The organism is Planococcus faecalis, assembly GCF_002009235.1.
GTDB classification, from domain to species: domain Bacteria; phylum Bacillota; class Bacilli; order Bacillales_A; family Planococcaceae; genus Planococcus; species Planococcus kocurii.
In genome coordinates this window covers 2,491,212-2,516,067 of the sequence record NZ_CP019401.1, presented here as the reverse complement: position 1 = coordinate 2,516,067, position 24,856 = coordinate 2,491,212, and the positions used below count along the sequence as shown (strand labels likewise).

The following is a 24,856-nucleotide window of genomic DNA, read 5'->3' as shown; positions in this document are numbered from 1 at the left end:
AGATGATCAATCAAACAATAAAAAACGCCATTATAGAAAATAATGCCGAAATGATTCAAATACGTCAAAAGCTTCACAGTGAGCCCGAATTGTCATGGCAGGAATTTGAAACTTCTCAATTTGTTTATAATTACTTAACTGAACTTGGCATCGATGCACGCCTGACAGAGCCAACTGGTGTTATTGGGGAGCTAAGAGGTGGGAAACAAGGACAGACTGTCGCGTTACGTGCGGATATGGACGCTTTGTCTGTTGAAGAACTAAATACAGACTTGCCGTACAAATCCAAAAATCTTGGCAAAATGCATGCATGTGGACACGATGCTCATACGGCCATGCTCTTATCAGCAGCTAAAGCACTGGTCAGTGTTAAAGAAGAAATTCCGGGCAATGTTCGATTTATTTTTCAGCCTGCTGAAGAAGTCGCAACGGGTGCTAAAGCAATGGTCAAGCAAGGAGCTGTAGATGGAGTTGATAACGTTTTTGGTATTCATATTTGGTCTCAAGGAGCTACCAGCAAAGTGGCCTGTAATCCAGGACCTGCATTTGCCTCAGCAGACATTTTTAACGTGCGGTTTAAAGGACAGGGTGGACACGGAGCGATGCCGCAAGCATGCATTGACGCGGCAATTATCGCTTCTTCATTCGTAATGAATGTACAATCAGTGGTCTCTCGTACAGTTGATCCCATGCAGTCAGCAGTAGTAACCATTGGGAAAATGGTCGTAGGAACTCGGTTTAACATTATTGCTGAAAATGCTGAAATTGAAGGAACGGTCAGGTGTTTCGATCCCTCAATCCGTGATCATATCGAAAAGCAGTTACAAGTTTATGCGGATCATACAGCTGCAATTTACGGAGGTACTGCAGAAGTTGACTATATTAGAGGTACACAAGCTGTTATAAATGGAACTGAAAGTGCCCAATTGGTCCAAAGAGTAGCAATCGAAGCATTTGGAAAAGATGCTATTTATAATGAAGAACCCACAATGGGTGGAGAAGATTTTTCATTTTACTTAGATGAAGTTCCCGGAAGCTTTGCGTTAGTCGGAAGCGGCAACGCAGAAAAAGATACGCAATGGGCGCATCATCACGGGAAGTTTAATGTGGATGAAGATGCATTGACAACAGGTGCAGAACTTTATGCACAATATGCGTGGTCTTTTTTAACTAAATAATACACAGGCTACTAGTTAAAAACTAAGGAGGAAGTTATGAGTACTACTAATGATAATCCTTTATATGAAGAGTTATTAAAAGATTACGATACAAAACTTGATCATTCAGGCATTAACGGCAAACGTATTGCGAAACGATTAGTTGAATTGTCTCAAATAGGATTTGTTCAAGTTGGCGGAGTCAAACGACCTGGTTTCTCAAATGAAGAAAAAGAAGCAAAAGTTCTCGTTAAAAAGTGGATGGCTGAAGCGGGATTAACGGTTTCCGAAGACGGGGCAGGAAATGTCACGGCTCGATTGGAAGGAAAGAACAATCATCCAGCCATTGCGTCGGGTTCCCATGTCGACAGTGTGCCAAATGGTGGTAATTTTGATGGTCCGTTGGGCGTTTTATCGGCATTAGAAGTTGCAGAATCATGGAAAGAAGAGGGATACATTCCTCAAAAACCGTATGAAGTCATTATTTTTTCTGACGAGGAAGGATCACGATTTAACAGTGGATTAACAGGAAGTCAGGCGATGACGGGTACTATTTCTGAAGAAGAAATGGCACAACTAAGAGATTATAACGGGGACACGCTAGAACAAGTATTAACGCATTACGGCAGTACACTGGAAGCATTTAAAGCTGCAGGTAGAGATTTGGCTGAATTGGAATTGTTTGTAGAAGTACATATCGAACAAGGAAAAAAACTAGAAATAGTAAATCAACCAGTCGGAATTGTCAGTGGCATTGCAGGACCTGCTTGGCTTGCTGTGGAATTTGCTGGGGAAGCCGGACATGCTGGAAATACGCCAATGATTGGCAGAAAAGACTGCCTAATAGCGGCAGCGGAATTTATTCAATCGATTCCTCAGTTTCCCAAAACAGTTAGTGAAACCGCAGTAGCGACCGTTGGAAAAATGGATGTTTTTCCAAACGGTGCAAATGTAATTCCTGAAAAAGTAAAATTACTTGTCGATATTCGAGATATAAACGAAGCACCAAGAGATCAACTCATTGATCAACTCATAGAACAAGCTGAAAAAGTTGCTGCCAAAAATGACATTCACGTAACAGTTAAATTGAATACGCGAATTCAGCCAGTGCCGATTGCTAAAGATTTGCAGAAACGCTTGGCCATTTCTTTAAATAAGTTTGGAATTTCGCCAACTTATATTCCGAGTGGAGCTGGTCACGATGCCATGAATCTGGGGCGCTTTATTCCAGTAGCTATGCTTTTTGTCAGAAGCAAAGGTGGTATTAGCCACAATCCAAAAGAGTGGTCTAGTCTAAATGATTGTGTGATGGGAATACATGTATTAAAAGATTTTATTCAAGACGCAATGAAAAAATGATAATACTAAGTCGTTTAACTTAAAAAAATGAAATTTACGAAATTGCAAAACAACCAACAGAATATATTTCTGTTGGTTGTTTTTTTATTTAGAAAACCTTTTAATGGGTATTTTTATATGGTTTTGGAATTATCAGTATTATATGAAATAGTATGTATATCTTTAGAGTGGAAGGGTATAGAGATAGTAAGCACGCTTCGATGGGCTGCAATTTTTGGAGGTGGTTAGATGAAAATATTGGAAAATCTTATGCACAGTAGAACAGAAAATTTTTCGGAAGAGAAAATCTTAAGTGAATGCCGGGAGTATTTTTCATCAGAAACTGAAAAGACGGCAGAAACGGGAGAGAAGTTCATAAACTATTTTCTGAGGAATAGTTCGTCAGAAGGTGTACTTTTCAAAACGATCAAGGAAATTACAGCAGATATTAACATTTCACATCAAACTTTGACAAAAGTGTTAAAGACTTTGGAGTCAAAAGAAATTATTTATCGTAGAAATGGCATCATTGGCTTGTGGAAAGAGTAAAGGATGAATTTTTAACTTTTTCGAAAATAAATCTTACCGTGAACAGAACAACAAATCCATTTTCGCAATAAAAAATTCAAAGGTTTAAGTTAATTAAATTTGTTTATAGACGAAAGGGACTGCCTAAAAGGTCATAAAATGACTATTAGGATGCAGTCCCTTTTGCATGCTAAAAGATAGTTTAATGCCCGTCGCCAAAGGTACTTTCAGTGAGCACAGCCATAGCCATTTTAACTCTAAAAAAGTTCTTTCTACAAAAGAAAAAAGTTTAGAGAAGCGACGTTACTTTCAGGAAATCCAAAAAATACAGGCCTAGTTCAGGATTCTGAGCGAGCTATTCAATAAAACAGACGCAGAAAAAGAACCTTTTTCTGCGTCTGTTTTATTTTAGAGACTTCCGGGACCCCTGCTTTTTTGGTACGTCTGGACTTATATAGCTGAAGAAAAATTCTTAATGGTGAAGGGACAAACCATAGTTCTATCTGTGTTGATCGGTTAATCACGAACAAGTTAACACTAGCTAGGTAAACATCTATAGGAATCAAGGCAATTGCCACAAGTTAATAAGAATGAGACACGAACTTCGTGGGGTTAAACTTAACAGGTAAGTCTTCAGTAGCGGTTAATTTAATTAATTCTAATTACCTAATTTGGAATAAAAATATAAAATAAAATTCATGTCTTTGGACTAAATACTTATTTTTATTAATAATTATTTTAAAAATATCCTTAAAAGTGTAGATTGAACCACCTAAATATGATATAAATGAACTATAATAATCTGAATTTTTAGAAATAAAAATAAAATTCATGCTGTTATTGAGCACAAGGAGGTAAATCTAGTGAAAAGCAGAAAGATCATTGCGTATTTATTGGCAAGTTATAAAAAGCAAATCTACTTTTCGCTCAGCTTTACTTTTTTTCTAATGCTGACAGCCTCCTTGATTTTTGTTTTTATCATTGATTCAGAATATCAGGCGTCTAGCCAATTGCTCGTGGAAAATTCACAATCGGTATTATCAAACCAGCTAAAGGAAAATAAGCAGATAGATTCCCGAATGATAGAAGCATATGCAGCTTTTATTGAAAGCTCGGAAGTACTGGATCAAGTTAGTAAAGATCTGACGTTAAAAAGATCTGTTTCTGCTCTTCGTGGACAAATTCTTGTGAGCTATGCCAGTAACTCTCGGGTGTTAACGGTTACTGTTTCTTCTGCTAGTAGTCAGGAGTCAGTTAGCATTGCTAATGCAGTAGCAGCTGTTTTTCAAACTAAAGTAAGTGATTCTTTTCAAACAAATCCGGTCACTATCATTTCACAGGCATTTCCTGAAAATGGGAGTAAAGAGTTTAGTCAGAAAGAGTTACTAATGAAGATAGCGATAGCTGGTACTTTTGGTTTTATTAGTAGCATCCTTTTAATAGCTAGCACCCATTCAGTGAAAAAAACGGCAAATGCTAGAGATAGAAACATACGGAAAAAAAATCGCCAATTACAGACAGTATTTAAGTAATTTTCTAGGTAGAGCAGGGGTGGAATGAATGTATGAACTGATCGCGATACAAGATCGTAGTCGCTGGCAAAAAATTCTTGATAAATTACAAATAACAGACATTTATTATACAAGTCAATATTTTTTGGGAGCTCTAAAATTAGATCCAGGAGAAGCTTTGCTTTTTTACTATAAAGATGATGATGGTGAGGTCGCTTACCCTTTTATCAAAAGGGTAGTAAATGACGGAGATATCACTTATTTTGATGTTACAACGCCATTTGGTTATGGAGGACCTATATTGAACGTGGAGAAAAATGTTGCTAACTTGACGGCTAATTTCAGAAAATCTTTTATGACGTATTGTCAGAATGAGAAAATCATTGCCGAATATGTACGTTTTCATCCGCTGAAAGAAAATGCTCAATTTTTCGGAACTCATTTAAAAATTTCTTCATTATTTGAAACGTACACAATCAACTTAAAAGCTCATTTTACCCTTCCTCAAAAATTACTTCTGCCAAATAAAGAAGATGTTGATAATGCTTCAGAATTAATAGTAAAAAAGCTTGGAACTGTGCGTCATCTGTTTGAATTTCTAGTGTTGTATTACGCAGCGGCTAGAAGAAGAGAAGAAGCGGATAGCTATTATTTTTTTACCAATGATTACTTTGAAACATTGATTGGTTCAATGGGATCTAACCTACACTTATTTGGTGCCTTTCACGAAAACAAGCTAGTATCAGCATGCTATGTTCTGACAATGGGCGATACGATTTATTATCATCTTGGGGGCAGTTTATCTGAAGTGGACAATGAAATGACTATGCGGACCTTATTGTTAAAAATAGCTGAATGGGGAGAAGAAAACTACTATGTCTTCTTTCATTTAGGTGGAGACTTTCAAGTAGAAGAAAATGAGAAACAAGAGATAAAAAAAGAAATTGCTAATTGCGAACCTGCCGTGTTTTATATTGGGCAACAAATACATGATCAACAAACCTATGATAATTTGGTGTCATTAGAAGAAGAAGACGTTATTCGGAGATATGGAAACATTTGATGATCATGTTAATTCGGCAGACATAAGAGCTAAATTATTTGGGGGAGGTATAATGATGAAGTATATGCAATATAAAGGTGTAGTGGAAAGAGAATATAAAAAATCTCTAAGAAAGATTATGTATGAAATTTGTGTAATAGAGGGACTTAATGCGTCTCTTGGAGCGAAGAAGTTGGGAGTGGCAAAAGAGATTTTTGTTTTTTGGAGAAATTTTTATCGCTTGGATAAGAACCAGCAACTATTTGATCACACAGTTGCTAATATGGATCAGATGAAGTTTCTCTATCTCAACGAAGCGACCGGAGTCGATTTAACGCGTCCATTAGAGCATGAAAATGAACAATCACTTGAAGGTTTTGAGGAATTGCTCGATAGAATGATAGAGTATTATAAGTATGTACACGCTGAAAGTAATGGACTTGCAGTAGAAACAGGGAATCTGCCATTATATGAATGTGCGCAGCAACTTCTGAAGGAATATAAAACGGGAAGTTTATTGGCAAAAGTCGAACAACAAAAGAAAAAAGCCTTATAAAGATTTTGGTGGGACGGATGAAACGGATGCAGACTTTTACTGAAAGAGCTTTAAGAATTATCAAACAAATTCCGCTGGGTAAAATTATGACTTATGGCCAAGTCGCAGCGGCTGCTGGAAGCCCGCGTGGAGCCAGACAAGTAACGAGAATATTGCACAGCATGAGTGCCAAGCATAGTTTGCCATGGCATCGAATTGTTAACGCTAAAGGTCAAATTGTTCTACGGAATGAAGAGGCTCGATTTTTTCAAAGAAAAACGCTGCAAGAAGAAGGCGTGGAAATAGACAAGGACGACCGAATTGACTTACTCAAGTTTCGATTCCATCCTATTGCAGAGGAAGAAAAAATAGACTGTTTTAAAAACCCATTATGAGAAGGGTTTTTCGTTTAAAGAGTTTTCCTGAAAAACCAATAAAAATAAACATTTAAGGGATTCAGCATAATGCTGAATCCCTTAAATGTTTATTGATTTTACTGGATAGGGTATATAGGAGGATATGAACAAATAGAGAAGAGGAAAAAATGATGGTAGCAAAAGATAAACCGGTAATTGGTATAACGGCACGTGTAGAAGAAGATCAGACTTATTCGCTAGACCCAGTGTACGGTAGAGCCATTCTTCGAGCAGGAGGGTTGCCGTTGATTGTTCCTATCGTAGACAGAGAAGATATTCCGTTGCTATGTGAGCGATTAGATGGACTGATTGTTACTGGCGGAGGGGATATTAATCCGACGCTATATGGAGAAGAGCCTCATTTACGTCTCGGCGCTGTTTATCCCGGCAGTGACGAATATGAAAAAGAATTAATCTTAAAATTTCTAGAGTTAGATAAGCCTTTTATCGGCATGTGTCGCGGACTGCAAATGTTTAACATCTCACTAGGTGGGACTAATTATCAAGATTTAGAATCTCAATTCGAAGGAAATTTACATCAGCATAAGCAGAATGCCATGCGAACTCATCGTACACATTCCGTAACTTTAGAAGATGAAAGTCTATTATACGACATCATGAAGGAGAAAAAATTCAACGTGAATTCTTTCCATCATCAAGGAGTGAAAGATGTTTCAGATCAATTGACAGTAGCAGCTCATGCTGCTGATGGTCTTGTAGAAGCGCTGGAAAGCAAAAATCATCAGTTTGCTGTGGGTATTCAATGGCATCCAGAAGAATTTGCTCTTCAAGGAGACGAAGCTTCCATGAATATTTTCAAGCGTTTTGTTGATGAATGTCTAATAGACAAAAAACAAAATCAATAAAAAAAGAACGGTAAACAAGAAGGCATCCAAGGATTAACTCATCCTAGGATGTCTTCTTGTTCTAACGAAGCTAAGTTTTGAGTAGAATAAAAAAGCTGCCGTTATAAAAAAGCGGCAGCTTGATAAGATAGCAAAAAAATTATACTTGCTGAGTTTTAATAGACCAAGGCTCAGGAACGCGAGCTTGAGCAGCAACTTCAGTTTTGACAGACCAAGGCTCAGGAACGCGAGCTTGAGCAGCAACTTCAGTTTTGACAGACCAAGGCTCAGGAACGCAAGCTTGAGCAGCAACTTCAGTTTTGACAGACCAAGGCTCAGGAACGCGAGCTTGAGCAGCAACTTCAGTTTTGACAGACCAAGGCTCAGGAACGCGAGCTTGAGCAGCAACTTCAGTTTTGACAGACCAAGGCTCAGGAACGCGAGCTTGAGCAGCAACTTCAGTTTTGACAGACCAAGGCTCAGGAACACGAGCTTGAGCAGCCATTTCAGTGCCTGAACCATTGTTAAATGGTAAAGTGCTTAATGCAAAAACTGAGAAGAATAATATAGTAATTCCTTTTTTCATAACTTCCACTCCCTAAGATAATATAGTTATATTTTTATATGCTTTTCTTGCTTTGTCCATAATTTTGGCTGATTCTTGAAAATTTTCTTGCAGATAATAAACCTTGCCCAGATGACCTAAAAAATAGCCCATTTCAAAGAAATTTTCTGTGCTTTCTAGGCTGGGTAGTAACTGGTTAACGAAAAGATCTTTGAATTCATCATAATTTTTGTTCACTAGATAGTCTAAGCAGATGAATTCAATATAAGCTTCTTTAAAAGCTTGATTTGTAGGAGAGTGAATGCTTATTTTTTTATTTTCTACTATATGCAACCCTTTTTTTAACCAAGCTTTGGCAGCTTCATAGTTTTGAAGTTCATAATTACACTTTATCAAAACACAATAACTTATTAAGATGTCAGCAGGGTACTCAGGGTGGATGTAATTTAATGAACTTTCTGTATGAGTAATAGCCTGCTCATAATTCTGAAATAAGAAGTAAGCGTAGCCCATATTGTATTCTGTCGTAAAGCGTAAAATATCAATTTCTAACTTATTGCCGATAGTTAATGCGTTTTTATAATGCTCCATCGACATTCGGAAATTGCCGAAATGCTGATGAGTAATTGCGATATTCAAATGGCATTCCACAATGCGTTTAGGAATGAATTCCTGCTGATAAATTTTCAGAGCCATTTCGGAATACTTAAAAGCCATTTCTGTTTCTCTACACTTCGTACTGGAGATGCCGATTGAATAATAAAGATCACCAAGTTCTGAAGCAGAAATCGTATTCGGTGCAATTTTTTCTGCAACGAAATAGGTTTTTAAGGCCTTTTCAAAATCGTTGAGAATATAATTGTAGTTTCCGATGTATTTATGGAATAAATAAAACTGTTCCTGACTCATAAATTCTCTGAAACGGTCCATTTCTTTAATTTTTTCTTCGGCACTATCTAGGTCGCCAGTAATAATGAAATACCGAATTTGTTGAATGGAGTACTCAAGTTCCACATCTTCATCAGCGCTCAGTAAAGGATGGCCTTGGATGTCGTTGTACTGTTCCATAATTTCGGCTTTGTTGTGCGGATGTAATAATGAGTTTTTAAAGTTTTTTACAAGAACTTTTCCAATTGGGTTATCTTTTGGTGCCAGCGGAATAGTCAACTTTTTGCACAAAGCTTCCAGTTCTTTTAACGCTGGGTCTTTAACGCCACTTTCAATTTTTTTCAGCTCTCTGGGAGACAGTATGCCAGAGGAGAATTCTTCTAAGCTAATTTTCTGTTTTAAACGATGGTATTTTAAACGCATTCCCGTGTCCATTACTGCTCTCCTTTCTTGTTGCAAGGGCAGTACTTCCGTTAGCCATGTAGGAGAGATGTTTTCGACCTTCCTCGGTCCATCTGAAAAGTAAGAAGAAAATAGATCACCAAGTACAATGATTGCCGCCTCCACATCCTGTTTTTCACTTTGATTTATGTCTTTAAGCTATGATATCATCAATTTTCGAAATAAACTGCTTTTTATATTAGAATTATGAGAAAATGAAAAAAAGGTAAAATATGCCTACTTCGGTAAATGTTGAATGCGAAAAAATGAAAATAGCTTTTTAAATAGATCTATTGAACTATTATATAGGAATAAATTAATGTTTCTGTCTAATCTTCTTTTCTACGATTACTAGTAATAAAAACAAATACACGATTTGACAAATCGTAACTAGTGAAGAAGAGATTTTTCTTACTCTAATCACAAAATAGTTTATTGGATGCCCAATAAGGGGTAAACATTACTTATAATAGTCTATTAAATTGACGGAGGTTTTCAAATGAGTTCACACACTAAAGTGCTGGCAGTAGTTTTCTCAGAAAGTGATTTGCAGAAAAAAATTGGGGAATTAAAAAGCCAAGGCTATAAGGAGCAGAATCTTCATATCATGGCTAAAGACACATCGCATTTTGAAGAGTATTCATTTGATAAACAAGAAGTTGATACGTTTACTGACAAATTTAAAGGATTCATTTCTGGAGACAGTGGTGTTCGTGAAGGAGTAAAATCATTAAAGCTCTCAGAAACGGAAACCGCACGGTATACTGCAGATCTTGCAAAAGGCGGAATTATTCTCTACCAAGATAAAGATGAAGAAACGATACTCGATACGATTTCTGTTAACGAAGTAAGTGCAGAAAAAGAAAAAACAAATGATTCGCAAAGACAGCAATTCATTAATTCTGTCGATAATAATTTTGATGAACAAGAAGACCGCTTTGAACGAGGAGAAACATTCCAACAAGACCCTACATTAATTCAAGACGAAAGACACAATTCATTTACTACTCAGGAAAATCCTGAAGTTGAAAAAGCTAGAGGCGGTTCTAGTGAAGCTGCAAAACATAGCCAGAGCGATAAGAAATATAAATAAAACTTTACTGTATCTTCAGCTCTCGTGTAAGAATTAAGCAGTTTTGCAGGTTTAGAAGATTGCGATGATGAGGTAGATAAAGACAATAACAGTACACAGGAGGTTTAATAAAATGAAATCAGGAAATCGTGAATTTGAGATCGTTTACAGCAAGTCAGAAATGGAAACAGTAATTGAGTCATTGAAAACAAAGGGTTATCGTGATGAAGATATTCATGTGATGGCCAATGATAGAGAAGTAATTGACTCTGCAGGTAGCAAAGGGGTTCATGCGAATCAGGCAAACTCTTTTTCCAATCGCTTTAAAACGCTGCTAAGTGGAAAAGACGTTGTAAGAAAAGAATTAGACCGTTTTAATATGAGTAAAGAGAGAACAGATGATTATGAACGTAAAATTGAAAAAGGTGCAGTTCTTCTTTATACGGACGGAGAAGGAAGATCAGGTGAAGATGAAAATTTTTCGTCTTTCGATGATTCAAATAGCTCAATAAATCTAGAAGAAGGAACTGCTGGTACGCCTAGTTCCGGAACAGTCACTCGCCACCAAACAAGCAATCCTGGATCTGATGAAATTTACGCACGAGAAGTTTCTAGAGAAGACCAACATGTACGTTCTAGTGACAATGATCGTCTGCAGGATTCTCGCTTAAAGGGTGATGAAATTCACCCGACCAGTGGGCTGAAAAAGGATGAAGGTTCTACTCTCGAGAAAGAACTAGATCATGAACCAGCTCTTCAAACAAAAGAAGGTGCGGAAAATCTATTACACGAAGAGGGTGTCAATAATCGGCAAGATGAACCTTCGCCAGGCGCAGATCCAAATTTAGGCCCAGCTCCGTTTGGAAGAGACTCTGAAGAAGAGAAACTGATGAAAAACCGACAAGGTGATTTTAAAGAAGGCGCAAATCCCCACGAACATCGCGATATTGAGAGTCAAAAAAATAAAGACGATAAAAACCTACCAACACAAAGACTATTTTAAATTCAAAAGAGCTTTCCCGATAGTAATCGGGAAAGCTCTTTTAGTTTTTACTATGTGTAGAACGCGCAATTATAATTCCTATTAAAGTTCCGATGACAGCTGGGAGAATCCAGCCAATCCCTTGTTCAAAAAACAGTAAATACTGGAAAATTGAATCTATTTGTTCGAAAGCAATCCCAGTTGAACGTAAGGCATCGAAAATACTGACAACTGCAGTTACAGAAAGAGCAATTGTATAAACGAAAGGTTTTCTGTAAAATACATGGTCAAAAAATGACAATACTACAAGAACGATGGCTACAGGGTAAATAGCCAGTAACACCGGTAGAGAAATAGCAATCAACTGTGTTAAGCCGACATTTGCAATGGTAGCAGAAAACGATGCGAACAAAAATACATAAGTGATATAAGAAAACTTAGGTAAAATCTTGAAGAAAAACTGAGCGGTAGCAGATACTAAACCGATGGAAGTCGTCAGACAAGCAAAGGTGATTGCTGCAGATAGGATAATTCCTCCAATTTCTCCATACAAAACACGTGCCGCCATAGCGATAATAATGCCGCCGTTATCTTGAAGGCCAATAGCTTCCACGCTGGTTGCACCAATATAACTTAACGACAAGTAGACAGCAGATAAACCAATAGCGGCAATAAACCCTGCATAGGCAGTAGTCCTTAAGATGATTCTAGTATCGGTAATTCCCTTGCTCCGAATAGATTGAATAATAACAATTCCAAAAACCAATGCGGCAATAGCATCCATCGTAAGGTACCCTTGTAGAAAGCTTTCAAAAAAAGCTTTCGTATCGTAATTTCCGATAGGTGACTTTATGGGGCCCATAGGTGTTAGAAAGCTTTTTATAGCCAATAGCCCAATAACTACTATTAATAAAGGTGTTAAAATTTTACCAATTCTATCAACTAATTTTGTCGGGTTCATCGCGAACAAAACAGTAATAGCAAAAAAGACAAAGGTGAAAATTAGTAAAGACCAAAAAGAATCAGCGAAACTGGCTGGTAGAAAAGGAGAAGCACCAATTTCAAAAGCAACAGTAGCTGTACGCGGGATTCCAAAAAAGGGACCGATAGCTAAATAAACAATTAACGTGAATACGATACCGAATAATGGATGGACGCGTCCGGCAATGGACTGAAGATCTCCGCCCGCTTTTGCAATAGCGAGAATACCTAATAATGGAAGACCGACCCCTGTTAATAAAAAACCGGTAATAGCAACAAATAATTGATCACCGGCGAGTTGACCCAAATAAGGGGGAAAGATGATATTCCCTGCTCCCAGAAACAAAGCAAAAAGCATAAGTCCAAGGGTCAGAATATCCATTTTTGTAAGCGCCTTCTTTATCATTATAAGCTCCTTAATAAATAACATTTATACACGGTTATTTATTATAACAGAATGCTTTAATTTTTGAAAACTTTTAAAAAACCAAAAAGAAAAACCCGGTCATAAAACCGGGTTTTTCTTATTTCTTATCATTATTTTTGAAATCGCCAATCTTATCTTGAATATTGCCTTTAGCTTTATCCATTTTGCCTTCAGCCTGCGTACTCGAATCATTAGTAGCATTACCAATTTGGTCTTTAATTTCGCCTTTGCCTTTGTTTACTGCACCTTTTAATTTGTCGGAAAATCCTTTGTTATCACTCATCAATGATTCCTCCTTTAAATTTTAACTTACTACTACTAATAACCTTCTATTAAACAAGTTAAACATCAAAGCGGACAATCTGTTGGAAGTTTAAGGTTTAACAAAGTTTGTTTAGCGGTATCTTTAACAGTAATGCATAAATCTTCTTTACTCAGCCTTTTCAACGTTTGAAGAGGGGTATTGGCGTTTATAGCAACACTAAATCTCACTTCTGGGTGTTGATCCATAGACAAGTCAACAAGTAGTCCTTCGCAGTTGATAACTTTTGCGAGATCTGCGCGGCGCTGGTAATCCATTTTCAATACAGCAGCTTCATCTGAATGTGTCCACACCTTTTTCAGTGAGTAGATTTGAAGCGTGTCATCCATCTGGTTTACACCCCTAATAAAATAATAGAAAATTCTTTATATTCCATTCAATATATCATACTATTAAGAAAAAAGTAAGTAAAATTACTTATAAAGGAGTGAGAAAATGATGGTATTAGTCCTTGGAGGCACTTCTTTTGTAGGGCGACATATGATAGAGAAACTATTGGATAAAGGGCATGAAGTAGTTTTGTTTAATCGAGAAAAAAGTAATCCTCGATTTTTCCGAAATTAAGATGGTTCGAGTGAATTTCCAGAGGGTTTCATACGTGTAGATAATGACAAGGCGAAAAGAGCAGGACTTGTATTTCATACTCTCCAATCGACGTACTTGAATGGAGTGGCAAAAAAGAAGTTTTAAGTTTGAAAGTGGAAATAAGCAAAGAAAAAGAAAAAGTTATTAGTAGGCAGCGAAATAAGAATGCCTGATTAACGAAATTATCAGTTGAACAAGAGTGTGGAAACTTTCTGAGTAAAAATACGTCCCACTTGTAAGGAAGAAAGAAGCTTGAAAAGCTTAAAGACAAGTATGTTTTTATTCTTTTATTGCTGTGGCATGTTATAATACCAATTGGATATGTATAGAAGATACTTTAAGGAGGAAAGATATGCTATACCTCATGATGGCCTTGGCATTTATCGCTTCGATTGTGCTAACTCCAATTGTCAAACGCATTGCCTTTCGTGTAGGGGCAGTTGACAAACCGAATTATCGAAAAGTTCATGCGAGAATTATGCCGCGATTAGGCGGATTAGCCATTTTTGGTTCGTTTTTAATTGCGTATTTTATATTTAAGCCTCAAGATCCAATTTCAAATGCTATTGAAGCTTCATTTATTCCCATTGAAACAGCGATTATTATAGGTGCTTTATTGATTATCATTACAGGGGTACTGGATGATATGTACGAAATCAGTGCCAAAGCAAAATTAGTTGGGCAATTGGTTGCCGCTGGAATCGTCGTAATTGGTGGGGGGCTCGAAATTTCTTTTATTAATCTGCCATTTGGTGGAGTATTGGATTTTGGCTACTTTAGTATTCCACTGACTGTTCTATGGATTGTTGGAATTACCAATGCAATTAATTTAATTGATGGGCTTGATGGATTGGCTGCTGGGGTATCAACGGTTGCCTTATTAACTTTAGCAGCTATGGCGTTTATTATGGGCGACGTTTATGTGATGTCAATGGCTGCTTTGCTAGCCGCCAGCACTTCAGGATTTTTGGTTTATAATTTTCATCCTGCCAAAATATTTATGGGGGACACGGGTGCATTGTTTCTAGGATTTATGATTTCAGTCCTAGCATTGATGGGCTTTAAAAACGTCACAGTTGTCGCATTGATCATTCCTATTATTATGTTGGGTGTTCCAATTTCAGATACGTTTTTCGCTATCGTTCGTCGAGTTCGCGAGAAAAAATCAATATCAGAAGCGGATAAATCTCACCTTCACCATTGCCTGTTAAATATCGGATTTTCGCATAGTCAAACTGTTTTAATCATCTATGGAATTGCCGCTTTGTTTGGTCTTGCAGCACTCTTGTTTTCGCAAGCTACATTGTGGGGAGGCATTTTGCTAATTAGTATTATGCTGCTCGCTATAGAGCTTTTTGTAGAGGTAGTTGGTTTGGCAGGGAAAAATTACCGTCCATTATTAAATTTAGTGCGTCTGATTGGGAAATAAAGAGATTGAACTCGAAGCTTATCGCTTTTGGTTCAATTTTTTTTGTGGAAAAAGGTTTTCTCAGTTATTAACTAGTTCGATTCAATAAAAAAACACCGCAGTTTTCACTGTGGTGTTTCGTTTTCTTCAGGTGGGTAATCAGCAATTTCTCGATTAGTGCCCATATCAGTTAAATTAGACGTATCCGGTTTCAATCCCAAATGGCTTTGCAATACGTCTTGAATTTCTAATAAGGACTCTTGTTCTAACTGCCAATAATAAATGCCGGTTGACATGTCATCATAGCCATCAAGTGTCATCGTTTCAACATCCGGTTTGCCATCTTTGGCATATTCGAACAATGCACGCATGTTTTGGAAACTTAAATCTGTTTTCATATTATCTCCAACTGCCTCAAAGACATCTCCATATTTAGTAATAGATCCGGCTGATAAAGCGCGGTCCATAATGGATTCTAAAATCATTTGTTGGCGTTTTCCACGTTCAATATCATTGTCGTAATGACGAGTTCTAGCAAGAGCAAGTGCTTCGCTGCCGTCGAGAAATTGAATTCCCTCTTTTAGTTCAATCGCATTTTTTGAATCATTTTCATCTTGTTCCGTAATATCATAGGGAACTTCCACTTTGATGCCGCCGAGTGCATCAACTACTTCGATAAAAGCATCAAAATTCATACGGAGATAATAATCGACTGGTACATCTAATAATTCTTCTACGCTTTCAATAGTAGAACTTGGTCCGTTTAAAGCATAGGCATGTGTGATTTTATCTTCTTTTCCAGCATCCGGTATAAATGTGTAAGTGTCTCGAGGAATACTAACCAACTTGATGGATTTGTCTGCATTGTTTAACGTAGCCAGTACGAGTGCATCTGAGCGGATATTGCCATCACTTTGATTGCGCTGTTCACTGTCGTCGACTCCGATAAATAAGATGGAAATGTTATCTGTAAGCGGTTCAACATCTTCATTTATATTACCGACAGGTTCATAAGCGGTATCCACTGCAGATTCAGCTTGCTTAATTAAGTAAATGCCGTAAGCAGAGACACAGATAAGTAGCGAGACAGCTAAAGTAACGATTATTTTGATAATCGTTCTTTTTTTGTCTACTTTCGTTTTCCGATAAATTTTTCGGTTCATCTCTATTGCTCCTCTATGAATTATGGGCTAACCGAGTAGTTGATACGGATCAATCCAATCTTTTAATGAAAACGTATTAATTTTTTTAAAAGTCTGTTTCATTTTTCTATGCTTTTGACAGTATACAGTGATTTTTGAGATGCGTAAATGAAAAGAATTTAAGGTGCTGGGCATTCAAGAAATTGGCTGTCTGTAATACTGATATGAGCTTGTCCATTTGTCAGTTCATTTATCCAGTCCATAAACTCTTTTTCTTTTTCAATGGGGACATGAATATAAAGATCAACAGATTCCATATATTCTATGTGATTTAGTGGAAATGGAGATTGGCGAATTTCGTTTTCTAGTTTGCCAAGCCATGTATAATCAATGGAAGTTTTCATTAAGTAATGAAGCTTCCTTTCTACGATACCAGCAGCTGAGAGTGCAGCTGATGTGGATTTTCCGTAAGCACGTATCAATCCACCACTACCTAGCTTAATGCCACCATAATAACGGGTGACAACAACCACAGTGTCTTGTAAACCTTGTTTTTTTAACACTTCGAGCATCGGAAATCCAGCAGTACCGCTTGGTTCACCGTCATCGTTTGCTTTTTGGATAGAGCCATGTTCTCCAATAAGATAGGCAGAACAGTTATGAGTGGCAGTTCGGTGAAGCGATTTAATCGATTCGATAAATGTAATAGCTTGCTGTTCATTTTCTGCGCGTGCAGCATGCCCAATAAACCTAGATTTTTGGATAAGTATTTCTGCGTTGGCAGTATCGCCTACAGTTGTGTAATTTTCTCGCAATTTGATTCCTCCTGTTGTAAAATGAAATCAGATAATTTGTAACGTATATTTAACATAGTCTTACGTATATAGTGATATACTTATTACAACCGACAAGGTATAAAGAAGCAAGAACAATACCTAGATACAGTCAGTATAGCTAAGGCGGTTTTAAAATGGCAAAGAAAATCGGTGGAAAAGCACCTGATTCTATTTTTAATACAATGTTAGATGGAATGGAACAGGCGAAGCAGGATATTTTCGCCATTAGTGAAGAAAGTCGCCAAAGTTATGAAGTGATGAAAGACGAGCTGGAAGAGGTCCGGATGGATATTACAACGGTCATTGAAACCGGAGATCTTTTAGAAGAAAAAACACGTACTGCCCGGAGGCGATTAGCGGAAGTATCTCAGTTTTTTGATTCTTTCACTGAAAGTCAGGTTCGTCAAGTGTATGAACAAGCAAACGAGCTTCAAGTACAATTATCCTCTAATCGTAGCGAAGAGAAAAAGTGTCGGCAAAAGCGAGATAAGTTACAGCGACGGCTTCAAACTTTGCTTCAAACAATTGAGCGAACTGAAAGCCTAGTCAATCAAATAAATATTGCTAGCAGTTATTTAGTGTCAGACTTTAAAAATGTCGATGAAGCCATCGATAAGAGCAAGTCAAGTCAAGATTATAGCTTTCGAATCATTGAAGCACAAGAGGAAGAACGAAAGCGTTTATCAAGAGAAATTCATGACGGGCCTGCTCAAATGATGGCGAATGTGCTGCTTCGCTCAGACTTAATTGAAAGAACCTATCGTGAAAAAGGTCCTGAACCGGCTTTTCAGGAAATTACTTCATTGAAGGAAATGGTTAGACAGGCACTTACTGAAGTAAGAAGGATCATTTATGACTTGCGTCCGATGACGCTTGATGATCTCGGTCTAGTACCGACTTTAAAAAAGTACATTGATACTATTGAAGAGTATAATAAGGGCATTAAATTGAAGTTTTTATCCAAGGGCAAAGAAGAACGATTGCCTAACAACTACGAAACTGCTATTTTCCGTCTTGTTCAAGAGGGGATTTCAAACGCAATCCGTCATGGGAAATCGAATGTAATCACCGTAGAGATGGAATGGTTAAGTGAGCAAGTAAAAATTATGGTAACAGATAACGGCACTGGTTTTGATCAAGGAATTGTAAAGAACCAGTCATTTGGGTTAGCAGGCATGAGAGAAAGGATAGAATTAGTCGAAGGAGACTTTTTTATCAATTCCTCACCTGGGAACGGTACGGTCTTAATGTTTCACATTCCTTTTAAAAAGGGTAAGTAAGATAGGGTATTCGAGGAGGACGACATAATGACAAAAATTATTATTATTGATGATCATCAATTATTCCGTGAAGGTGTAAAAAGAATTCTGGATTTTGAAAGTTCGTTCGAAGTTGTTGCTGAAGGCGGGGACGGCACCGAAGTTGTCAAATTGTATGAAGAAAATAGACCGGACGTTGTATTGATGGATATCAATATGCCGCAAAAAAATGGTGTAGAAGCTACAGGTGAATTGATTGAGCAATTTCCTGATGCAAAAGTTATTATGCTGTCTATCCACGATGATGAATCCTATGTGACGCACGCATTAAAAACCGGTGCTTTGGGATACATGCTTAAAGAAATGGATGCAGATGCAATTATTCAAGCGATCAAAGTGGTAGCAAAAGGCGGGTCTTATTTACACCCTAAAGTTACACGCAATTTAGTAATGGAATTCCGTCGCTTAAGCGAACGTGAAAACAAAGGCTCTTTCCATCAAACGGAAATTCGCCGTCCCTATCATCTTTTGACAAAACGCGAAAGTGAAGTTCTGCAATTGTTGACAGATGGTCAAAGCAATCGTGTCATCGGAGAAACTTTGTTTATCTCTGAAAAAACAGTTAAAAATCACGTATCAAGTATTTTACAAAAAATGCAGGTAAATGACCGGACACAAGCAGTTGTGACCGCCATTAAAAATGGTTGGGTTGAAGTAAGATAATAGAGAAGACGGTGCATCTGCTTAAATGCAGATGCACCGTCTTTTACTTTGTGGATGAATTAAAGGACTTTTTGTTGTCTACTGGTGTTTTTCTTCAGATTCGGTCGTAGCAGTATTGGTAGATGGCCGCGGTCGCTAAGCAGTCGCCTAAGGCATCGTGGGCATCGTGTTCGAGTTTTAAAAAAGCTGTTAATGTCGTTAGTTTATGGTTAGGTGTCTGAGTAATGGCTCTTCTGGCTAATTTGACTGTATCGATTACCGTATATTCTGGAATCGGCGTGATTTCTTCCAAGGCGTAAAGAAAGCCCATATCAAAAGGAGCATTATGGGCTATAATGGGCAACCCATCGATAAATGCTATGAGTTCATGAGCGACTTCTTCAATTACGGGTGCATCTTGTACATCTTTGTTTGTAATGCCCGTAATTCGAGTAATCGTGCTTGAGATGGAGCATTGGGGATTGATCATCAGGTACATCGTGTCTTTACGCTCATGGTTGAGGTATCTGACCGCACCGATTTGAATGATTTTATCACTTCCTGCACGCAAGCCCGTCGTTTCAAAATCTAAAACGATATAATTTTCGACTTTTTGCATACTTGATTTATATCTTTTAGGACGAGCAGGTTGTTTACGGCTCCATTGAGGGCGCGTTTCTTTCATTTTTTGTTCTAGAATTTGTCTGGCATCTCTTTTTTCCAAATGGTTTCCTCCTTTATTTGTACATACTAGTGTATCGTAAAACTAAAAAAAATTCTGTTTTGACAGATGACACAGTTTCTTCATTGTATTCGCCATCTGCCTATGGCAAAATAAAGCGCAGGAGGAATGCATGATGAAAAAAATGATTATTGCAGTTGGTCTCATTTTGACACTCGCTGCCTGTTCAGATTCTGAAGAACCCTCTGTCAATGAAAATACAGTTGAAGATGGTAATGCAGCAAGTGAGAACAATGCAGTCGAGCATGGTATTGATGAGGAAAAAGAAGAACAAGTGGGCTTTACGGTAGATGACGAAGGAAATATCCTAGCGGCTGAAGTGCCAGAAGAACCGGCACGCGAACTTTTAGCAGCTTATGATGAGTATATCGCGGCTTTTAATGCGGAAGATATCGATCGATATATGGAAACTATTGCAGAGAAACCCGACGGATTTAATCGCGAGGAAGACAAAGCGGCATTGGTTCAAGCTTTTAAATCTTACGATAGTCAATATGAAACAAGTGATGAAACAATCGTAAAATATGAAGAGAATCGAGCCGAAGTTTTTGCATCGCTTAATGTTCACATGAAGGATGCTAATTCGGACGATGCGATTGAACAATCGGCACGTCAAGTTGTCATATTTAAAAAAGAAGACGGCGAGTGGAAAGTAAACGGCGTTCACCTTGTCGGCAATCAATAAAAAGTTTCCGCTTTTTGCGGGAATTTTTTTATTTTGTCTAATCTATTAATGTCTTTTTTGATAAACTAACAGAGGGGGCTGATTGATTAATGAAAACGGCAGTTGTTACAGATAGTACGTCTTATTTACCTAAAGAAAAACTTGAAAAACTCAACATTCATATGGTTTCGCTAGAAGTAACATTTGGAAACGAATCATTCAAAGAAGCAGAAATGACGGAGGAAGAATTTTACCGGAAAGCCAGAGACGAATTTCCAAAAACGTCGCAGCCACCTTTAGGGGAATTTGTTGAACTATATAGCAAACTATCATCCCATTATGAAGAAATTATTTCCATTCATTTATCAAGTGGCATTAGTGGAACTCACGCAGGTTCGCAACAAGCGGCAGAAATGGTTGATGGCGTAAAAGTTTATTCTTTTGATTCGGAACTTACATGTGCTCTTCAAGGATTTTATGTTGTGAAAGCGGCAGAGATGGCTAGAGACGGTGCAGATGCTCAAACGATATTGGTGGAATTACATGAAATGAAGAAAACGTTAAGAGCTTACTTCATGGCAGAAGATCTGAAGCACCTTCAGCGCGGTGGGAGATTGTCTAGTGCACAAGCTTTAGTTGGTGGCATGTTACAAATCAAGCCTATTTTGCATTTCCAGAACAAAGTAATTGTTCCTTTCGAAAAAATTCGGACACGTAAAAAGGCGATGAATCGAATGGTTGACTTGTTAAAAGAAGCAAGTAAAAATGGGCAAAAACTACAAGCAACTGTGATTCACGCAAATCGTTTAGAAGATGCACAACGGTGGCAAGAATACCTAGAAACTGAATGTCCACAAGTAGACTTTGAAATTTCCTGTTTTGGACCGGTTATTGGCACACATTTAGGAGAAGGAGCAATGGGTCTTGGTTGGGTAGAAAAATAATCCTACTGAGACTTTTTCTCTATCGAAAGGTGGTTGAAAATGGATCAATTAGAAGAATTTTTGACTGGTAGAATATGGCTTAGGGATTTTGGTCCTTTCTCTAAAGAGCAAGTGGATAAAGCGGTATTAAGTGGTTTTGTCAATGTCCGTTTGGGTATTACTGCAGAAAAACAATGCATCAGATGCCTTGAAAAATCTATACACAAAATTATTCCATATTTTTGTGAGGCGTGTCAGAAAATCTGCTATTACTGCCGAAACTGTCTAAAGATGGGGCGTATCAGTTCTTGTACCGAGTTGATTACGTGGGCACTCCCTTCCCAAAAACTTCCTCAGCACCATTCATTAAATTGGACGGGCAAACTTACTCCTCTACAAGAAATAGCCTCACAAGAAGTACAACAAAGTCTCTTACAAAAAAATGATCATCTTATTTATGCTGTCTGTGGAGCTGGGAAAACCGAACTGCTTTTTGCACCAATCTTCGATGCTTTAAAGAAGGGACTGCGAGTTTGTATTGCGGCTCCAAGAACAGACGTAGTATTAGAGCTAACCCCACGCTTGCGCGCTGCATTCTCAACAACCACTATTCATAGTTTATATGGAGGTTCTCCAGTTGAACCGGGATTTGCGCAGCTTGTCATTGCAACAACGCATCAGCTGTATCGATTCGAAAATGCTTTTGACGTCTTGATTGTCGATGAAGCGGATGCGTTTCCCTATTCTTATGATCCCGCGTTGAAACGTGCTGTTTTAAAAGCGAAGAAAAAAGAAGCACCCATTGTCTATGTATCAGCAACTCCTTCGGATCAGTTGGTTAAGCACATCAATAACAAATCGCAATTATTTCGGCGTTTTCATGGTTACCCGCTACCGGTTCCGGAATTCCGGTCTTTGTGGGGATACGAGAAAGATTTTGCGAAAGGAAAAATCCCTAGAAAGTTAAAAGCATGGGTAGATGAAAAGATAGAAAAGAAACAACCTTTTCTCTTGTTTTTCCCAACAATTGAATTGATTGAACAAGCGGTTGTTTTGTTTCAAAAAATACATCCAACAATCGAGGCTGTTCATTCAAAAGATGTAGATAGAAAAGAAAAAGTTTTGAAACTGCGTCAAAGACAAATCCCTGGTGTCTTAACTTCAACGATTCTAGAACGCGGAATAACAATTCCAAATGTCCAAGTTGCAGTGGTAGGTGCAGATCAATCAGTTTTCGATGCCGCTGCATTGATCCAAATTGCAGGAAGAGTTGGAAGAGCTAGTGATTATCCAAATGGAGAAATCGTATTTTTCCATAACGGCATTGTGCGACAAATGGATCAAGCTAAAAAAACCATTATTTCTTACAATGGAGGACGATAATGAATTGTTATTTATGTGACAGTCATATGCCGCTCCAAGTAACTTGGCGAAGTATCTTTTTCAATGAACTAGAAGAGGTTATTTGCAAGCGCTGCCGAAACAGTTTTGAGCGAACAGTAGCAGGTTGTCCGCTATGCAGCGCCCGCGTGGAAGGAAAATGTTTGGATTGCTGTGAATGGGAAACGACCGAATATAAGGGGATCATCGACTCAGGGAAAAGCTTATACCACTATAATTCAGCTATGAAAGAATATTTGCACCAATATAAATTTTTGCAAGACGTGGCATTATCCGAAGTTTTTGCGACGCTCTTGAAAGAACAACTGCGTGATCATTCGTCGGTCATCGTTCCGATACCGATGAATGAAGCAAAACTGAGAGTCCGAACTTTTTCTCAAGTTGATCGATTGCTGGATGCGGCGTCTATTCCATATACACATCTTCTAGGGAAACGTGAAGTAGGTATAGGGGATAAACCAAAGCTTGAGAGAATGGCTTTACAAGATGTCTTTTGGTGGAATGGAAAACCTGTCCCTGAAAAAATATTGCTATTTGACGATGTGTATACAACAGGAAGTACGATGCGTTTAGCAGCTAAAGTTTTAAAAGATAAAGGTGCTAAGGAAATTAAGATGATGACGCTAATTCGAGCATAACCATCGTTCAAAACAAAAAACTTGGGAGTGACCACGATGTTTTATAAACGCTTAGAAAGCTTTCGCTACACATTCGGGACACCACGAGAAATTTATTTACAATTGCTGGATTCAAGCAACAAGGACGCCTTATCTCAGAAGGTTTATTGTCTACTGCTTGATATTTCTCCTAAGGGAGCAAAACTATTTACTGAGGAAGAATTGGCGGCGAGACAAAAAAAGGCGCGTATGAAATTTATCTTAAATCACGAAACAATAACGGTAGATGCAACGATTGTCTGGAAACAAAAATATGAAGAAGGCTGGTTATATGGTGCGGATTTTGAGCGCAACACAGTAAAGGAAATGCTTATTTTAAACGAAATTAGAGAGTTGAAAGAAATAGAGATGAATTAAAAAAACCGGCAGCTGCCGGTTTTTTAATTCAGAAAAATTTTCAATATAATTTATGCCTGTCGAATCTAGATGGCTGCTTCCGCTTTTCTTAGTGTCCAGACTCCAGCGCCTAGCTCCTCGGGACATAAGTCAACCCAGCTGCGAGGCAAAGAGCGCCACACTGCTGGTCTGCCTTATGCCTGTCAGAGCTGACCAGGCGCTTCCGCTTTTCTTAGTGTCCAGACTCCAGCGCCTAGCTCCTCGGGACATAAGTCAACCCAGCTGCGAGGCAAAGAGCGCCACACTGCTGGTCTGCCTTATGCCTGTCGGAGCTGACCAGGCGCTTCCGCTTTTCTTTAGTGCTCGTAGATCATTTTTCTTGTCATGCCGCCGTCGATATTTAGGCATTCACCCGTAATGAATGAATTTTGTGGGTTACTTAAAAACAGACAGGCGCGAGCAATGTCTGCAGGTTCTCCAACTCTTCCGCTCCAATGTTGCTGATGATCTCTATCTCTTAGGTCAGTATGGTCTCCAGTGTGAATCCAGCCTGGAGCTATCGAGTTGACGCGAATTCCTTTTTCACTGAACGTAGCGGCCAGCGAATGGGTCAACGCGTAAATGCCACCTTTTGATGCCGAATAAGTTTCGGTATGAGGTTCGGACATAAAAGCGCGTGTTGAAGTCATATTGATAATTGAACGAATGTCTTCTGTCATGTAACGAGCCGCTTCTCGACTGCAAATGAAAACACTCTTTAAGTTGGTATCGATCACTCGATCCCACTCCTGTTCGTCTACTTCCCAAATCGATTTAAAGGTCGACAGCCCAGCATTGTTAATTAGTGCGTGGATGGCGCCGTAGTCTGCATGGAGTTCTTTAAATACAGATATAACTTCACCAAAATTTCCGACGTCGCATTTTCGGTATTCGACATCCTTTAATTTGACTGGATTGATATCCAATCCAATGACGCGTGCGCCTTCAGCGGCAAAATGCGCTGCAATATGATTGCCTATTCCTTCAGCTGCGCCTGTGACTATGACAGTCTTCTCCTTAAACATGAGCTTCATCTCCTTGTATTGTAGTTTACCTGAAATAAAATTTTTAAAACTTTTTTTGGTTTTAAGA

The 24,856-nt window shown here is 38.2% G+C and carries 27 protein-coding genes and 1 pseudogene; 19 read left to right on the top strand and 9 right to left on the bottom strand.

Going from position 1 to position 24,856, the window contains the following annotated elements; genetic code table 11:
• The first annotated feature begins 2 nt into the window (after positions 1 to 2).
• The 8 genes from AJGP001_RS12685 to AJGP001_RS12650 all read left to right on the top strand — a co-directional run bounded on the left by AJGP001_RS12685 (position 3) and on the right by AJGP001_RS12650 (position 7,393).
• On the top strand, positions 3 to 1,178 hold the full coding sequence (locus tag AJGP001_RS12685; protein WP_071153837.1) for an amidohydrolase: 1,176 nt from the start codon (positions 3 to 5) through the stop codon (positions 1,176 to 1,178).
• 36 nt (positions 1,179 to 1,214) lie between these two features.
• A complete protein-coding gene (locus AJGP001_RS12680) occupies positions 1,215 to 2,516 on the top strand; it encodes a M20 family metallo-hydrolase (RefSeq protein ID WP_071153836.1) in 1,302 nt (433 codons plus the stop codon).
• 228 nt (positions 2,517 to 2,744) lie between these two features.
• Positions 2,745 to 3,044: a replication/maintenance protein RepL gene (locus AJGP001_RS12675; RefSeq protein ID WP_071153835.1), complete on the top strand. Its 300-nt coding sequence runs from the start codon at positions 2,745 to 2,747 to the stop codon at positions 3,042 to 3,044.
• An 842-nt stretch (positions 3,045 to 3,886) separates the two neighbouring features.
• Complete coding sequence (locus tag AJGP001_RS12670) at positions 3,887 to 4,555, top strand: YveK family protein (protein WP_071153834.1); 669 nt, start codon at positions 3,887 to 3,889, stop codon at positions 4,553 to 4,555.
• Positions 4,556 to 4,583: 28 nt separating this feature from the next.
• Positions 4,584 to 5,597 carry a GNAT family N-acetyltransferase gene (locus AJGP001_RS12665; RefSeq protein ID WP_078080615.1) on the top strand — a complete coding sequence of 338 codons (1,014 nt, stop codon included), beginning with the start codon at positions 4,584 to 4,586 and terminating at the stop codon, positions 5,595 to 5,597.
• Between the two features lie 52 nt (positions 5,598 to 5,649).
• Positions 5,650 to 6,132: a hypothetical protein gene (locus AJGP001_RS12660; RefSeq protein WP_245830179.1), complete on the top strand. Its 483-nt coding sequence runs from the start codon at positions 5,650 to 5,652 to the stop codon at positions 6,130 to 6,132.
• A gap of 26 nt (positions 6,133 to 6,158) precedes the next feature.
• Positions 6,159 to 6,506, top strand: coding sequence for an MGMT family protein (locus tag AJGP001_RS12655; protein WP_071153878.1), 348 nt, complete (start codon positions 6,159 to 6,161; stop codon positions 6,504 to 6,506).
• 149 nt (positions 6,507 to 6,655) lie between these two features.
• Positions 6,656 to 7,393 (top strand): gamma-glutamyl-gamma-aminobutyrate hydrolase family protein, encoded by a 738-nt coding sequence (locus AJGP001_RS12650; protein WP_245830177.1) that lies wholly within the window; start codon positions 6,656 to 6,658, stop codon positions 7,391 to 7,393.
• A gap of 139 nt (positions 7,394 to 7,532) precedes the next feature.
• Here AJGP001_RS12650 and AJGP001_RS12645 read toward each other — a convergent pair whose 3' ends face one another.
• Together AJGP001_RS12645 and AJGP001_RS12640 are read right to left on the bottom strand one after the other, a co-directional pair.
• Positions 7,533 to 7,958, bottom strand: coding sequence for a hypothetical protein (locus AJGP001_RS12645; RefSeq protein WP_071153830.1), 426 nt, complete (start codon positions 7,956 to 7,958; stop codon positions 7,533 to 7,535).
• A 12-nt stretch (positions 7,959 to 7,970) separates the two neighbouring features.
• The gene (locus AJGP001_RS12640) at positions 7,971 to 9,260 is read right to left on the bottom strand and encodes a helix-turn-helix domain-containing protein (RefSeq protein ID WP_071153829.1); all 1,290 of its coding nucleotides are present in this window, start codon (positions 9,258 to 9,260) and stop codon (positions 7,971 to 7,973) included.
• Between the two features lie 505 nt (positions 9,261 to 9,765).
• Here AJGP001_RS12640 and AJGP001_RS12635 point away from each other — a divergent pair.
• Both AJGP001_RS12635 and AJGP001_RS12630 read left to right on the top strand, forming a co-directional pair.
• Positions 9,766 to 10,359, top strand: a complete 594-nt coding sequence (locus tag AJGP001_RS12635; RefSeq protein ID WP_071153828.1) for a general stress protein — start codon at positions 9,766 to 9,768, stop codon at positions 10,357 to 10,359.
• A gap of 112 nt (positions 10,360 to 10,471) precedes the next feature.
• Positions 10,472 to 11,341: a general stress protein gene (locus tag AJGP001_RS12630; RefSeq protein WP_071153827.1), complete on the top strand. Its 870-nt coding sequence runs from the start codon at positions 10,472 to 10,474 to the stop codon at positions 11,339 to 11,341.
• A 40-nt stretch (positions 11,342 to 11,381) separates the two neighbouring features.
• Here AJGP001_RS12630 and brnQ read toward each other — a convergent pair whose 3' ends face one another.
• The 3 genes from brnQ to AJGP001_RS12615 form a co-directional block, all read right to left on the bottom strand.
• Positions 11,382 to 12,707: a branched-chain amino acid transport system II carrier protein gene (gene brnQ, locus AJGP001_RS12625; protein ID WP_078080614.1), complete on the bottom strand. Its 1,326-nt coding sequence runs from the start codon at positions 12,705 to 12,707 to the stop codon at positions 11,382 to 11,384.
• Between the two features lie 118 nt (positions 12,708 to 12,825).
• The gene (locus AJGP001_RS12620; RefSeq protein ID WP_058384693.1) at positions 12,826 to 13,011 is read right to left on the bottom strand and encodes a CsbD family protein; all 186 of its coding nucleotides are present in this window, start codon (positions 13,009 to 13,011) and stop codon (positions 12,826 to 12,828) included.
• Between the two features lie 65 nt (positions 13,012 to 13,076).
• Positions 13,077 to 13,379: a hypothetical protein gene (locus tag AJGP001_RS12615; RefSeq protein WP_058384694.1), complete on the bottom strand. Its 303-nt coding sequence runs from the start codon at positions 13,377 to 13,379 to the stop codon at positions 13,077 to 13,079.
• 106 nt (positions 13,380 to 13,485) lie between these two features.
• Here AJGP001_RS12615 and AJGP001_RS12610 point away from each other — a divergent pair.
• Positions 13,486 to 13,605, top strand: a pseudogene (locus AJGP001_RS12610) (NAD-dependent epimerase/dehydratase family protein); the annotation flags it as partial.
• Positions 13,606 to 13,987: 382 nt separating this feature from the next.
• Positions 13,988 to 15,064: a glycosyltransferase family 4 protein gene (locus tag AJGP001_RS12605; RefSeq protein ID WP_058384695.1), complete on the top strand. Its 1,077-nt coding sequence runs from the start codon at positions 13,988 to 13,990 to the stop codon at positions 15,062 to 15,064.
• A 104-nt stretch (positions 15,065 to 15,168) separates the two neighbouring features.
• Here AJGP001_RS12605 and AJGP001_RS12600 read toward each other — a convergent pair whose 3' ends face one another.
• Together AJGP001_RS12600 and AJGP001_RS12595 are read right to left on the bottom strand one after the other, a co-directional pair.
• Complete coding sequence (locus AJGP001_RS12600; protein ID WP_071153826.1) at positions 15,169 to 16,206, bottom strand: LCP family protein; 1,038 nt, start codon at positions 16,204 to 16,206, stop codon at positions 15,169 to 15,171.
• Between the two features lie 158 nt (positions 16,207 to 16,364).
• Complete coding sequence (locus AJGP001_RS12595) at positions 16,365 to 17,000, bottom strand: YigZ family protein (RefSeq protein WP_078080612.1); 636 nt, start codon at positions 16,998 to 17,000, stop codon at positions 16,365 to 16,367.
• A gap of 155 nt (positions 17,001 to 17,155) precedes the next feature.
• Here AJGP001_RS12595 and AJGP001_RS12590 point away from each other — a divergent pair, with 155 nt between their 5' ends.
• Both AJGP001_RS12590 and AJGP001_RS12585 read left to right on the top strand, forming a co-directional pair.
• Complete coding sequence (locus tag AJGP001_RS12590; protein WP_078080611.1) at positions 17,156 to 18,301, top strand: sensor histidine kinase; 1,146 nt, start codon at positions 17,156 to 17,158, stop codon at positions 18,299 to 18,301.
• A 27-nt stretch (positions 18,302 to 18,328) separates the two neighbouring features.
• Positions 18,329 to 19,003 (top strand): response regulator transcription factor, encoded by a 675-nt coding sequence (locus tag AJGP001_RS12585; RefSeq protein ID WP_058384699.1) that lies wholly within the window; start codon positions 18,329 to 18,331, stop codon positions 19,001 to 19,003.
• A gap of 94 nt (positions 19,004 to 19,097) precedes the next feature.
• Here AJGP001_RS12585 and AJGP001_RS12580 read toward each other — a convergent pair whose 3' ends face one another.
• Positions 19,098 to 19,706, bottom strand: a complete 609-nt coding sequence (locus AJGP001_RS12580) for a 3'-5' exonuclease (RefSeq protein ID WP_058384700.1) — start codon at positions 19,704 to 19,706, stop codon at positions 19,098 to 19,100.
• Between the two features lie 133 nt (positions 19,707 to 19,839).
• On the opposite strand from AJGP001_RS12580, the gene AJGP001_RS12575 reads away from it, so the two are divergent.
• The 5 genes from AJGP001_RS12575 to AJGP001_RS12555 all read left to right on the top strand — a co-directional run bounded on the left by AJGP001_RS12575 (position 19,840) and on the right by AJGP001_RS12555 (position 23,746).
• Entirely contained in the window at positions 19,840 to 20,409 is a 570-nt protein-coding gene (locus AJGP001_RS12575) for a DUF4440 domain-containing protein (protein WP_078080610.1), read from the top strand.
• An 89-nt stretch (positions 20,410 to 20,498) separates the two neighbouring features.
• Entirely contained in the window at positions 20,499 to 21,332 is an 834-nt protein-coding gene (locus AJGP001_RS12570) for a DegV family protein (RefSeq protein ID WP_078080609.1), read from the top strand.
• A gap of 39 nt (positions 21,333 to 21,371) precedes the next feature.
• Positions 21,372 to 22,694, top strand: coding sequence for an ATP-dependent helicase ComFA (locus AJGP001_RS12565; protein WP_078080608.1), 1,323 nt, complete (start codon positions 21,372 to 21,374; stop codon positions 22,692 to 22,694).
• Positions 22,694 to 23,350 carry a ComF family protein gene (locus AJGP001_RS17645; protein WP_245830175.1) on the top strand — a complete coding sequence of 219 codons (657 nt, stop codon included), beginning with the start codon at positions 22,694 to 22,696 and terminating at the stop codon, positions 23,348 to 23,350. Before AJGP001_RS12565 ends, AJGP001_RS17645 begins: the two co-directional genes overlap by 1 nt.
• A gap of 36 nt (positions 23,351 to 23,386) precedes the next feature.
• On the top strand, positions 23,387 to 23,746 hold the full coding sequence (locus AJGP001_RS12555) for a PilZ domain-containing protein (protein ID WP_071154714.1): 360 nt from the start codon (positions 23,387 to 23,389) through the stop codon (positions 23,744 to 23,746).
• A gap of 335 nt (positions 23,747 to 24,081) precedes the next feature.
• On the opposite strand, the gene AJGP001_RS12550 is transcribed toward AJGP001_RS12555, so the two are convergent.
• A complete protein-coding gene (locus AJGP001_RS12550) occupies positions 24,082 to 24,789 on the bottom strand; it encodes an SDR family NAD(P)-dependent oxidoreductase (RefSeq protein ID WP_071154713.1) in 708 nt (235 codons plus the stop codon).
• Between the last annotated feature and the right edge of the window lie 67 nt (positions 24,790 to 24,856).

Bases quoted from the DNA above. Each gene is read 5' to 3' on its own strand.
- AJGP001_RS12655 (WP_071153878.1), top strand. From the start codon at position 6,159: ATGCAGACTTTTACTGAAAGAGCTTTAAGAATTATCAAACAAATTCCG.
- AJGP001_RS12630 (WP_071153827.1), top strand. From the start codon at position 10,472: ATGAAATCAGGAAATCGTGAATTTGAGATCGTTTACAGCAAGTCAGAA.
- AJGP001_RS12615 (WP_058384694.1), bottom strand. From the start codon at position 13,379: ATGGATGACACGCTTCAAATCTACTCACTGAAAAAGGTGTGGACACAT.
- AJGP001_RS12665 (WP_078080615.1), top strand. From the start codon at position 4,584: ATGTATGAACTGATCGCGATACAAGATCGTAGTCGCTGGCAAAAAATT.
- brnQ (WP_078080614.1), bottom strand. From the start codon at position 12,707: ATGATAAAGAAGGCGCTTACAAAAATGGATATTCTGACCCTTGGACTT.
- AJGP001_RS12640 (WP_071153829.1), bottom strand. From the start codon at position 9,260: ATGGACACGGGAATGCGTTTAAAATACCATCGTTTAAAACAGAAAATT.
- AJGP001_RS12585 (WP_058384699.1), top strand. From the start codon at position 18,329: ATGACAAAAATTATTATTATTGATGATCATCAATTATTCCGTGAAGGT.
- AJGP001_RS12685 (WP_071153837.1), top strand. From the start codon at position 3: ATGATCAATCAAACAATAAAAAACGCCATTATAGAAAATAATGCCGAA.
- AJGP001_RS12600 (WP_071153826.1), bottom strand. From the start codon at position 16,206: ATGAACCGAAAAATTTATCGGAAAACGAAAGTAGACAAAAAAAGAACG.
- AJGP001_RS12635 (WP_071153828.1), top strand. From the start codon at position 9,766: ATGAGTTCACACACTAAAGTGCTGGCAGTAGTTTTCTCAGAAAGTGAT.
- AJGP001_RS12590 (WP_078080611.1), top strand. From the start codon at position 17,156: ATGGCAAAGAAAATCGGTGGAAAAGCACCTGATTCTATTTTTAATACA.
- AJGP001_RS12620 (WP_058384693.1), bottom strand. From the start codon at position 13,011: ATGAGTGATAACAAAGGATTTTCCGACAAATTAAAAGGTGCAGTAAAC.
- AJGP001_RS12565 (WP_078080608.1), top strand. From the start codon at position 21,372: ATGGATCAATTAGAAGAATTTTTGACTGGTAGAATATGGCTTAGGGAT.
- AJGP001_RS12550 (WP_071154713.1), bottom strand. From the start codon at position 24,789: ATGTTTAAGGAGAAGACTGTCATAGTCACAGGCGCAGCTGAAGGAATA.
- AJGP001_RS12645 (WP_071153830.1), bottom strand. From the start codon at position 7,958: ATGAAAAAAGGAATTACTATATTATTCTTCTCAGTTTTTGCATTAAGC.
- AJGP001_RS12650 (WP_245830177.1), top strand. From the start codon at position 6,656: ATGATGGTAGCAAAAGATAAACCGGTAATTGGTATAACGGCACGTGTA.
- AJGP001_RS12675 (WP_071153835.1), top strand. From the start codon at position 2,745: ATGAAAATATTGGAAAATCTTATGCACAGTAGAACAGAAAATTTTTCG.
- AJGP001_RS12660 (WP_245830179.1), top strand. From the start codon at position 5,650: ATGATGAAGTATATGCAATATAAAGGTGTAGTGGAAAGAGAATATAAA.
- AJGP001_RS12575 (WP_078080610.1), top strand. From the start codon at position 19,840: ATGAAAAAAATGATTATTGCAGTTGGTCTCATTTTGACACTCGCTGCC.
- AJGP001_RS12605 (WP_058384695.1), top strand. From the start codon at position 13,988: ATGCTATACCTCATGATGGCCTTGGCATTTATCGCTTCGATTGTGCTA.
- AJGP001_RS12680 (WP_071153836.1), top strand. From the start codon at position 1,215: ATGAGTACTACTAATGATAATCCTTTATATGAAGAGTTATTAAAAGAT.
- AJGP001_RS12570 (WP_078080609.1), top strand. From the start codon at position 20,499: ATGAAAACGGCAGTTGTTACAGATAGTACGTCTTATTTACCTAAAGAA.
- AJGP001_RS17645 (WP_245830175.1), top strand. From the start codon at position 22,694: ATGAATTGTTATTTATGTGACAGTCATATGCCGCTCCAAGTAACTTGG.
- AJGP001_RS12555 (WP_071154714.1), top strand. From the start codon at position 23,387: ATGTTTTATAAACGCTTAGAAAGCTTTCGCTACACATTCGGGACACCA.